The 10,896-nt window shown below is 52.7% G+C and carries 7 protein-coding genes and 5 tRNA genes; 7 read left to right on the top strand and 5 right to left on the bottom strand.

Translation table 11 applies throughout. The annotated features are described in order from the left end of the window. Nucleotides 1-30: 30 nt before the first annotated feature. Nucleotides 31-1,515 (top strand): ketol-acid reductoisomerase, encoded by a 1,485-nt coding sequence (gene ilvC / locus CAG65_RS06230; RefSeq protein WP_161452878.1) that lies wholly within the window; start codon nt 31-33, stop codon nt 1,513-1,515. Between the two features lie 176 nt (nt 1,516-1,691). Here ilvC and ubiK read toward each other — a convergent pair whose 3' ends face one another. From ubiK to CAG65_RS06210, 4 genes are all read right to left on the bottom strand, one after another. Next, the gene (gene ubiK, locus CAG65_RS06225) at nt 1,692-1,949 is read right to left on the bottom strand and encodes a ubiquinone biosynthesis accessory factor UbiK (protein ID WP_021707269.1); all 258 of its coding nucleotides are present in this window, start codon (nt 1,947-1,949) and stop codon (nt 1,692-1,694) included. Nucleotides 1,950-2,085: 136 nt separating this feature from the next. Further along, complete coding sequence (locus tag CAG65_RS06220; RefSeq protein ID WP_161452876.1) at nt 2,086-5,226, bottom strand: multidrug efflux RND transporter permease subunit; 3,141 nt, start codon at nt 5,224-5,226, stop codon at nt 2,086-2,088. An 11-nt stretch (nt 5,227-5,237) separates the two neighbouring features. Further along, on the bottom strand, nt 5,238-6,344 hold the full coding sequence (locus tag CAG65_RS06215) for an efflux RND transporter periplasmic adaptor subunit (RefSeq protein ID WP_021707267.1): 1,107 nt from the start codon (nt 6,342-6,344) through the stop codon (nt 5,238-5,240). An 18-nt stretch (nt 6,345-6,362) separates the two neighbouring features. Beyond that, complete coding sequence (locus CAG65_RS06210; RefSeq protein WP_156008765.1) at nt 6,363-6,944, bottom strand: TetR/AcrR family transcriptional regulator; 582 nt, start codon at nt 6,942-6,944, stop codon at nt 6,363-6,365. Nucleotides 6,945-7,114: 170 nt separating this feature from the next. On the opposite strand from CAG65_RS06210, the gene rep reads away from it, so the two are divergent. After that, entirely contained in the window at nt 7,115-9,133 is a 2,019-nt protein-coding gene (rep, locus tag CAG65_RS06205; protein WP_161452873.1) for a DNA helicase Rep, read from the top strand. Nucleotides 9,134-9,180: 47 nt separating this feature from the next. Here rep and CAG65_RS06200 read toward each other — a convergent pair whose 3' ends face one another. Then, complete coding sequence (locus CAG65_RS06200; RefSeq protein ID WP_040903228.1) at nt 9,181-9,594, bottom strand: c-type cytochrome; 414 nt, start codon at nt 9,592-9,594, stop codon at nt 9,181-9,183. 289 nt (nt 9,595-9,883) lie between these two features. Here CAG65_RS06200 and CAG65_RS06195 point away from each other — a divergent pair. The 5 genes from CAG65_RS06195 (at nt 9,884) to CAG65_RS06175 (ending at nt 10,359) form a co-directional block, all read left to right on the top strand. After that, nucleotides 9,884-9,960, top strand: a tRNA-Arg gene (locus CAG65_RS06195). Between the two features lie 39 nt (nt 9,961-9,999). Continuing rightward, nucleotides 10,000-10,075 (top strand) — tRNA-His (locus tag CAG65_RS06190). 5 nt (nt 10,076-10,080) lie between these two features. After that, nucleotides 10,081-10,157 (top strand) — tRNA-Pro (locus tag CAG65_RS06185). Nucleotides 10,158-10,202: 45 nt separating this feature from the next. Beyond that, a tRNA-His gene (locus tag CAG65_RS06180) sits at nt 10,203-10,278 on the top strand. 4 nt (nt 10,279-10,282) lie between these two features. Further along, a tRNA-Pro gene (locus tag CAG65_RS06175) sits at nt 10,283-10,359 on the top strand. The last annotated feature ends 537 nt before the right edge of the window (nt 10,360-10,896 follow it).

Raw genomic sequence — 10,896 nt, 5'->3', positions numbered from 1 at the left:
TTCTAGGACGAATGATTAAAGGAGAGCCTCATGGCTAACTATTTCAATACTTTGAACCTGCGTGAGCAGTTGGACCAGCTTGGTCGTTGTCGTTTTATGGATCGCAGTGAATTTGCGACGGAGGCGGATTACCTCAAAGGCAAGAAAGTGGTGATTGTTGGTTGTGGTGCTCAGGGCCTGAATCAGGGCCTGAACATGCGTGATTCGGGTCTGAACGTCGCTTATGCGCTGCGCCAGGCGGCGATCGACGAGCAACGTCAGTCATACAAAAATGCCAAAGATAACGGCTTTGAAGTCGGCAGCTACGAAACCCTGATCCCACAAGCGGATCTGGTGATTAACCTGACCCCAGACAAACAGCACACCAATGTTGTGGAAACGGTGATGCCCCTGATGAAAGAAGGGGCGGCACTGGGTTACTCCCACGGCTTTAACGTTGTGGAAGAGGGCATGCAAATTCGTCCAGACCTGACGGTCGTGATGGTGGCACCAAAATGTCCGGGTACCGAAGTGCGTGAAGAATACAAACGCGGCTTTGGTGTTCCGACTCTGATCGCGGTGCACCCGGAAAATGACCCGAAAGGCGAAGGCTGGGATATCGCTAAAGCCTGGGCAGCTGCAACCGGTGGCCATCGCGCAGGCTGTCTGGAATCGTCGTTCGTGGCGGAAGTGAAATCGGATCTGATGGGTGAGCAAACCATTTTGTGTGGCATGCTGCAGGCTGGTTCCATCGTCTGCTACGAGAAGATGATTGCAGAAGGCATTGACGCCGGTTACGCCGGTAAACTGCTGCAATACGGTTGGGAAACCATTACGGAAGCGCTTAAGTTCGGTGGCATCACGCATATGATGGATCGCCTGTCGAACCCGGCCAAAATCAAGGCATTTGAGCTGTCTGAGCAGCTGAAAGAGCTGATGCGTCCGCTGTACAACAAACACATGGATGACATCATCACCGGGCATTTCTCCAGCACCATGATGGCTGACTGGGCGAACGACGACGTGAACCTGCTGGGCTGGCGTGCAGAAACCGGTGAAACGGCGTTTGAAAACTACCCGGAATCCGACGTTGAGATCTCTGAGCAGGAATACTTCGACAACGGCATCCTGATGATCGCCATGGTGCGAGCCGGGGTTGAGCTGGCGTTTGAAGCCATGACCGCTTCAGGCATCATCGACGAGTCAGCGTACTATGAGTCGCTGCACGAGCTGCCACTGATTGCCAACACCATTGCACGTAAGCGCCTGTATGAAATGAACGTGGTGATTTCTGATACGGCAGAATACGGCAACTACTTATTTGCCAATGTGGCCACGCCGCTGCTGCGTGAACAGTTCATGCCATCGGTCGGTACGGACGTGATTGGTCAGGGGCTTGGTGAGGTTTCCAACCACGTGGATAACGCCACGCTCATCGCCGTGAACGATGCGATCCGCAATCACCCGGTGGAGTACATCGGTGAAGAGCTGCGTGGTTACATGACCGACATGAAACGCATTGCGGTTGGTGGCTAAGTCGCCTCCGGCAAGAGATCGGGGGGAGGGTGGCGACACGTTCTCCCCAGATGCACTCCGCACAGATCGGGGTCAATAAATACAACAAGCAAACACAACCTTAACTAAAACAAAAGGCTTGCTCCGAATGGGCAAGCCTTTTTCTTTGTCTGCGTCAGAGCGTGCAGGCGGCAGAATTACTGTTCTTTGTCCGCCAGCTTCTGCTCAATCTCGGCCAGTTTTTGCTCCATCTCGGTCAGCTTCTGGCGCGTGCGCAGCAGCACTTGAGTCTGGACATCAAACTCTTCGCGGCTGACCACGTCCAGTTTGTTTAACTGGCCCTGGATCACCTGGCGTACCTTCTGGTCCACATCGGCGCCGAGGTCTTTGACCGGCTGTGGCATGGCGTCGTGAATCTGCTTCGCGACTTGCTCTAATTTTTTGGGATCAAACATGTGTCATAACTCCTGTCCGTTTGAGATTATTTTATGTAATTGGACCGGGAAAGTCGCCCTGTTTGGCGTAAAAAAGCGAGCACAATAAAAAAAGGCCACCGAAGTGGCCTGTAAATAGAGTCAACGAGCAGATGAATTAATGGTTGTTGTCAGCCAGCTGGCGCTGAGCTGCTTTGGCCTCATCCACCCGTGCCAGCTTTTCCAGATCTTTGTCCTCGACAAACACCGGCAGTGGCTTATGTTTTTCCGCCAGATAGCTGTAGATCACTGGCAGTACGAACAGGGTAAACAGTGTCCCCAGCGCCAGACCAGCCACGATGACGATACCGATGCTGAAGCGCTGCTGCGCCCCAGCGCCCGTGGCGTACATCAATGGGATCAGGCCGGCAATCATCGCCGCCGTGGTCATCAGAATCGGACGCAAACGAACTTTGGCCGCTTCCATGACCGCGTCAATGCGGCTCAGTTTGTTGTGCAACTGTTCTTCCTTGGCCACTTCACAGATCAGAATACCGTGTTTGGTGATCAGACCGACCAGGGTAATCAACCCGACCTGAGAGTAGATGTTCATGGTCGTTGTGCCAAGGAACGCCCCCCATGCCAGCGCAATCAGTGCCCCACAAATAGCCAGCGGTACCGACACCATGATCACCAGCGGGTCTTTGACGGATTCAAATTGAATCGCCAGTACCAGGAAGATCACCGCCAGAGCCAGACCAAAGGTGGAGTATAGGGCGCTGCCTTCAGTCACGTATTGACGGGCTTCACCCATGTAATCGTGGTTGTAGCCGCGTGGCAGCTTGGTTTCTGCGATGTTCTCAAACCAGTTGATCGCGTCTCCCATTGCCGTACCCGGCGCCGGAACTGTGCCTATGGTGGCGGAGTTCAGCTGGTTAAAGTGCGGCAGTGAACGAGGTTCAGCAATCACATCAATGGTGATCAGGCTGCCAAGCGGGATTGCTTTACCATCCGCCGCGCGCACGTAGTAGTTGTTCATCGATTCCGGGTTCAGGCGCCACTTACGTTCAACCTGAGGGATCACTTCGTACGAACGGCCGTTGAGGTCGATACGGTTTACGTAACCGTCGGCCATCATCGTCCCCAGAGTGACCCCGATGTCTTGCATGGTCACGCCGTACGCACCGGCTTTGTCCTTGTCGATGTTGATTTTCATCGTCGCGGAGTCGTAGTTCAGATCCAGGTCCGAGTAGACAAACATGGCGTTCTGGTTCACTTCGGCCAGTACGTCGGTGGCGATGGTGAACAGGCTTTCAAACGCGTTCGGCGTGGTGATGACAAATTGGATCGGCAGACCGGAGCCCGCGCCGGGCAGTTCTGGCATCTGGAACGCGGTGACCGACATGCCCGGGATGTCTTTCACCAGACCACCAACGCGGTTGGTCACATCAGCCTGGCTCGCTTCACGCTGGCTCCAAGGCACCATCGAGGCAATCCCCAGCGCCTGGTTGGAGTTCGGAACACCGGTAAACACCTGAGCAAACTGAACTTCTTTCTGATCCGACAGAATACGGTTCACGTCCGCCATGGTGTTGGCCAGATAGTCCAGGTTCGCGTTGGACTGGCCGGTACCCATCAGCATGATCACCCCTTTGTCTTCCGATGGTGCCAGTTCACTTGGAATGAACTTGAACAGCACCGGCAGACTGCCGAACACGATGATTGCAAATGCGATCACCACCGGACGGTGTTGCATCACTGCACGCAGCATGCGCTCGTAACGGTTGGTCATGCGATCCAGTAAGTGGTGCACTTTCTGCTCGAATTTGCCCGGTTGTTCATTGGCTTTAAGCATTTTCGAACACATCATCGGAGACAGGGTCAACGCGATGATACCGGAAACAAACACCGAACCGGCCAGAGTCAGGGCAAACTCTTTGAACAACGAGCCGGTGATACCGCCCATCAGCGCGATCGGGGCGTATACCGCGCCCAGCGTCAGGGTCATGGCGATAACCGGAACCGCGATTTCACGTGTCCCTATGATGGCGGCGCGGAACGGCGATTCGCCTTCTTTAATGTGCCGGTCGACGTTCTCCAGGACCACGATCGCATCGTCCACCACCAGACCGATGGCCAGAACCATTGCCAGCAGCGTCATCAGGTTCCAGGAGAAACCCATTGCCTGCATGACCATGGCCACACCAATCAGCGACAGCGGAATGGTGACGATCGGGATGATGACCGCCCGGAATGACCCCAGGAACAGGGTGATCACCACCAGTACGATGATCGCCGCTTCCACGATGGTTTTGATCACCTCGTGGATCGACTCGTTGATCGCAATCGTTGAGTCATACAGCACGTTCATCTCGATGTTGCTCGGCATGTTTTTCTTCAGATCCGGCAACAGCTTCATCACGTCCGCAGCGATGTTGATTGGGTTGGCGCTTGGCGCCGCGTTGATCGCTGCCACTACCGCTTCCCGGCCATTGGCACTGGCGCGGTAGGTGTCGTGGCTTTTCGCCAGCATGACTTTGGCAATGTCACCCAGGCGGATCACCGTGCCGTTGTCTTCGGTTTTGACCACCAGAGCTTTCAGCTCGTCGGCGTTCGACACCTGAGTATCGGCGCTGCCGTTGTACAACACGAATTCACCGACCGACTGACCCGTCGCCGACTGGTAGTTGTTGGCGTTCAGAATCGACATCACATCGGTGGCGGTCAGATCGAGCGCCGCCATTTTAGCCGGGTCCAACCATACGCGCAGGGCGTACTTAAGCCCGCCGTACAAGTCGATGCTTGAGATACCGTTCACGGCGTACAGCTGAGGGTTGATCACCCGTTCCAGATAGTCGGTGATCTGGCTTGAGTTCAGCTCAGGGCTGGTAAAGCCGATGTACAGCACCGCAGTAGTCGAACCGGTCGACATGGTAACCGTCGGGTCTTCTGCCTCTTTGGGCAACTGAGAACGTACCGAGTTGGTTTTTGCCAGAACGTCGGACAGCGCGGCGTTCGGATCGGTATTGAGTTTCATGTTGACCGTAATGGTCGACTGACCCAACACCGATTGCGACGTCATGTAGTCAATGTTGTCTGCCTGGGCGACGGCCTGTTCCAAAGGCTGGGTAATAAAGCCCTGGATCAGGTCGGCACTGGCGCCGTAGTAGCTGGTGGTGACCGTCACCACCGTATTCGTCATTTCAGGGTATTCCCGCACCTGCATTTTAAATACCGCCTGCAAACCGAGCAGGGCTATCAAAAAGCTGATCGATACCGCTAAAACCGGACGTTTAATGAAAACATCAGTAAAGCGCATGTGTCCCTCGCTTACAGCATTGGTGTTTCAGCTGGTGTGGTGGTGGCATCGCTTTCGACGATGCGCACTTTAGCACCGTTACTCAAACGTACCTGACCTGTGGTCACCACCGTATCACCCGGTTTCACGCCTTCAAGAATGTGAGCGATGTCTTTGGTGCGTTCACCCACTTTTACCACGTGTTGCTGAACGCGTTTCTCACCATCTTTATCCGTGATCACGTAAACATTGTTGCCGTAAAGCGTGAAAGTGATGGCAGTTTGCGGTAGCGTCACCTGGTTTGCCAGCTTCGGCAGGATGATGTGCGCGCGGGCAAACATACCGCTGCGCAGCTTACCGTCGCTGTTCGGGATGTCTGCCTGAACCTGAATCAGACCGCTCTGCACGCTGACGGCAGGCTCAATCGCAGTGATCGCCCCTTTGAATGGCTGATCCGGGTAAGCATCGACAAAGATATCGACTTCCTGCTTCAGACTGATACGAGAGATATCGCGCTGAGGCACGGTGAAGCGCAGACGCATCACGCTGGTGTCTTCCAGGCGCACAATCTCGGTACCGGTTTGCAGGTACTCACCCAAATACACGTTACGGATACCAACCACACCAGCAAATGGCGCTTTGATTTCACGGCGGTCAATGGTGGCTTTCAGCGACTCGATGTCTGCCGACAGTGAGTAGTAGTTTGCTTCGGCTTCATCAAACGCTTCTTTGGAAATGGAGCCTTTTTTGTACAGCCCACGGTAACGTTCGTATTTGGCTTTGGCTGCTGGCAGGCGCGCCTGCGAGCTCTTCAGGTTGGCTTTTTCCACATCAGAGTCGAGCAGGACCAGTGGCTGGCCCGATTCAACCTGAGTGCCGGATTCGAAAGTAATTTGATCAACAATGCCGGCGGTTTCGTTCGAAATGGTCACCCCCTGATTCGGCTCGATAAAGCCGATCGCTTCAATCACCGGTACCCAGTCGACGGCTTTGACTTCCATCGCGGTGACCGGAAATTCAGGCTCAGGCCGATTGGCCATGAATTCGGCAATCTTCTGTTGCTTGAACATGTTGACACCTATCACACTGCCAAACAGCAGTATGACGATCAGTATCATAAAGAAAGTCCACTTTTTCATTCTTATGAGAACTCCAAGTTAGTGTTTAATTATTGCATCCCAGCTGGCTTCAATGGCCGCTTCAAGTGCGTCATCGTCCAGCTGATAAAATCCCAAAGCGTGTTTTCGTGCCAACGCAACGCTGGCTTCAAAGCTCAGGCCGGATAGCACCTCATGAGCCAGAGGTTTAAACAGGCCGGTTTGTTTCCCTTCTTCGAAAAGCCGGTAAACCTTGTCAAACATTTCCCGCTCCACTTCTTTACGTGCGCAGCACTGTGAAGAGGGCAACGATTCGTACTGAACCCGGTTTTTCAGAATATCCAGATTAGAACCGGCCAGATTCCAGATGTTGAGCCACATCGTTCGATAGCGCTGTTTCAGCGGCATATCATCAGAGACACCAGCCTGCACTTCATTGGCTATGCGTTGCGTAACATGTAAACGTACCTCATCGAGGAGATGCTCTTTATCCGAGAAATAACGGTAGATCGTGCCTGCAGCGACGCCGGCTTCGGTTGCCAGCCGGTGCATCGATAGCCCCTGAAAACCGGATTCTGCAATCAGGGCTTCCGCGGCCAGGAGTATCTGCTCACGTTTATCTACACTAGTGTTACTGGTCATAAATCCCACCACCAATGAATGAACGTTCATTCATTATAGCTCACATTGCAGGCAGTTATGCAACCAAGTATTGTGAATCGACGTAAAAAATCTTATTGCAGAGACAATAGCAATCATGCCATTGCAGCATTATTATAGTCGCCCTGTTTTTTTACTGAATTGAGCTGACGATGAAGCTGAACCCAAGACAAGATGAAGCGGTGAAATATGTGTCGGGTCCGTGCCTGGTGCTGGCCGGCGCCGGCTCGGGCAAAACACGTGTGATCACCAACAAAATTGCCTACCTGGTTCAGCAGTGTGGCTACAAAGCGCGCAATATTGCGGCGGTGACCTTCACCAATAAAGCGGCGCGAGAAATGAAAGAGCGGGTGGGGCAGACCTTGGGCAAAGCGGAATCGCGTGGCCTGATGGTGTCGACGTTCCACACGCTCGGGCTGAATATCATTCGCCGTGAGTACAAAACCCTCGGGCTGAAAGCTGGCTTCTCCCTGTTTGATGATCAGGACCAGTTGGCGCTGTTGAAAGAGTTGACCGAGAAGCAGCTCGACGGCGACAAAGATTTGCTGCGTCAACTGATGAGTACGATTTCCAATTGGAAAAACGACATGCTGACGCCGGAGCAAGCCAAGGCGCATGCCCAGGGGGAACAGCAGCAGCTGTTTGCATTTTGTTTCGAGATGTATCAAAAGCAGATGCAGGCGTATAACGCCCTTGATTTCGATGACCTGATCCTGATGCCGGTATTGTTGCTGCGTCATAATCAGGACGTGCGTCAGCGCTGGCAGAACCGGATTCGCTACCTGCTGGTGGACGAATATCAGGACACCAACACCAGTCAGTACGAACTGGTGAAACTGCTGGTCGGTGAGCGCGGGCGTCTGACGGTGGTGGGCGACGACGATCAGTCGATTTACTCCTGGCGTGGCGCCAAGCCACAGAACCTGGTACTGCTTGGTGAAGATTACCCCAACCTGCGTCTGATCAAGCTTGAGCAGAACTACCGCTCGACCAGCCGGATTTTGCGCGCGGCCAACATTCTGATTGCCAACAATCCGCACGTGTATGAAAAATCTCTGTTTTCTGAAATTCCGGACGGTGAAAAACTCAAAGTCCTGTTGGCCAAGAATGAAGAGCACGAAGCGGAACGGATCACTGGTGAGCTGATTGCGCACAAATTTCTTAACCGCACCGATTACCGTGACTATGCGATTTTGTACCGCGGTAATCACCAGTCGCGCCTGATTGAAAAGTCATTGATGCAAAACCGAGTGCCATACAAGTTGTCCGGCGGCACGTCGTTTTTTGCCCGAGCTGAAATCAAAGACATCATGGCGTATCTGCGGGTGCTGGTGAATCCGGATGATGACAACGCGTTTCTGCGCATCGTTAACACGCCCAAACGGGAAATCGGCCCGGTGACGATGGAGAAGCTTGGCAGTTACGCCAACATGCGGGGCAAAAGTTTGTTCGAGGCCAGTTTTGAAATCGGACTTGAACAACACCTCAGTGGTCGCGGGTTGGAGACTCTGCGCCGTTTCACTCACTGGCTGGTGAAAATCGGCGATCAGGCCGAGCGGGGAGACACCGTCGAAGCGGTCCGTTCCCTGGTACGCGACATCAATTACGAAGACTGGTTGTACGAGACGTCTGCCAGTCCGAAAGCGGCCGAGATGCGGATGAAAAATGTCTCGGATCTCTATTCGTGGATTGTTTCTGATCTGGAAGGCGATAATTACGATCAGGAAGAGAAGACCCTCAAAGAGGTGGTTCAGCGCCTGACACTACGCGACATGATGGAGCGAGGTGAAGAAGATGACGACAGTGACGCGGTACAACTGATGACACTGCACGCCTCCAAAGGTCTGGAGTTTCCGTACGTCTATTTGATTGGCTCAGAAGAGGGTATTTTGCCGCATCAGACCAGCATTGACGAAGACAATGTTGAGGAAGAACGCCGCCTGATGTACGTGGGCATCACCCGGGCACAGCGCGAGTTGACGTTTACCATGTGCCGTGAACGCCGTCAGTTCGGTGAGTTGATTAAACCGACGCAAAGCCGCTTTCTCGATGAACTGCCGTACGACGATGTGGAGTGGGAGCAGACGAAAAAACCGGTCTCCCAGGAAGAGCGCATGGCTAAAGGTCAGGCACACATTGCCAACTTACGTGCCATGTTTAACAAGAAATAACGATCAAAAAAGGCTTGCCACTGGCAAGCCTTTTTTCTCGATGCCGGTTACAGGCCTTCGATCATGTGCTCGATGGCGGCAACGATTTCGTCATCGCTGCAGTCCATACAGGTCCCGCGCGGTGGCATGGCGTTAAAGCCGTTGATCGCGTGATCTTTCAACACGTCTTTTCCTTGCGCGATACGCGGACCCCAGTCTGCCGCATTACCGGTCTTGGGTGCGCCACTGACGCCAGAGGCGTGACAGGCGATACAGAAGGTGCCGTAAACGGTCGCGCCGTCACGTGGGCCACTTGGTTTCTCAACCACAGGCTCGCTGCCCGCCAGATACACGTCACCGACAGGTTTGATGCGCTCTGCGATGACATCGTGGTTTTCTTGGCTGACGCTTGCTGCAAAAGAGGCACCAGAAAAAGTGAACGCAGCGACCAAGGCAATGATAATTTTTCGAGACATATCCATTAAACTCACTTTACATTCCTGAAGGTAAGTGCGTGCTTACCTGATTATTAGAGTGGGTTTGATCTACAGCGTTAGATGCTGTTAAATCAATGTAAATATTGGGTGATTATATCCCGATAACTTGTTGCATTAAACAACAAGTTATCAGCTTCAGGGGGTGTGTCACATCGTCAACGTCGGACATTCAGTGTTTAATTGCCCAAAAAGGCGTCAAACGGTAAAAAAAGTTAAAAAAGTACTAGACGGCATAGTGTGATATACGTATTATTCCACTCCGCCGATAGGGCATGCGCCCGTAGCTCAGCTGGATAGAGCGTTGGCCTCCGGAGCCAAAGGTCGAAGGTTCGAATCCTTTCGGGCGCGCCATTTCATCCCGGAGGATGTTTATCGGTACAAAATATAGTGGTGGCTATAGCTCAGTTGGTAGAGCCCCGGATTGTGATTCCGGTTGTCGCGAGTTCAAGTCTCGTTAGCCACCCCATTTCTCGGTGAATAGCGCAGTTTGGTAGCGCATCTGGTTTGGGACCAGAGGGTCGGGGGTTCGAATCCCTCTTCACCGACCATATTTTAGTTTATGGCGTCAACGCGGTAAACATGACAATTTGATGGTGGCTATAGCTCAGTTGGTAGAGCCCCGGATTGTGATTCCGGTTGTCGCGAGTTCAAGTCTCGTTAGCCACCCCATTCTCGGTGAATAGCGCAGTTTGGTAGCGCATCTGGTTTGGGACCAGAGGGTCGGGGGTTCGAATCCCTCTTCACCGACCACATTAAGAAGCCTCGTCAGAAATGACGAGGCTTTTTTTGTTTGTTTTGCTTGCGTGGCCGCGTACGTGTTGTCGCCCAGTGACCCGCTCCGGCTTAGAAATCTATCGGCTGCCTCGGCGCTAATGCCTTCATTTTACCTCATCTGCTACGTTCCCACGGATACCCATTGTCGTTAATGGGACAATTCCGCGTCATGCCGCGCGTTAAGCGTCTGTCCGATCACACAATATTGTATTTTTCTCGATTTATAAGGGATTCCCTCACGGAAGACGGTTTTTTTGTCTATCTTGATATCTGGTAGTGCGTCAGGCGATTTAGGCTTTTTGATAGTTTTATTGACTAAATATTTACCCAGACTCTTGTAGGTAATATCGTGTAATGAAAAATATCTGGTTTTTGTTTCTGTAATGTTAATGGAAAACTAGCGGGAAAATTTGAAGTTTAATTCAGTGGCTGATTTTTATTTTGTTTTATGTTTTTGCCGTGAAACAGCAGTAAAATCTGACTTTGTCACCTAGAGTGGACGTGCTACAGCAC

It is taken from the genome of Vibrio sp. V39_P1S14PM300, assembly GCF_009904765.1.
Lineage (GTDB): Bacteria > Pseudomonadota > Gammaproteobacteria > Enterobacterales > Vibrionaceae > Vibrio > Vibrio proteolyticus.
The sequence above is the reverse complement of the archived record's forward strand: the minus strand, read 5'-3'. Positions and strand labels throughout refer to the sequence as shown.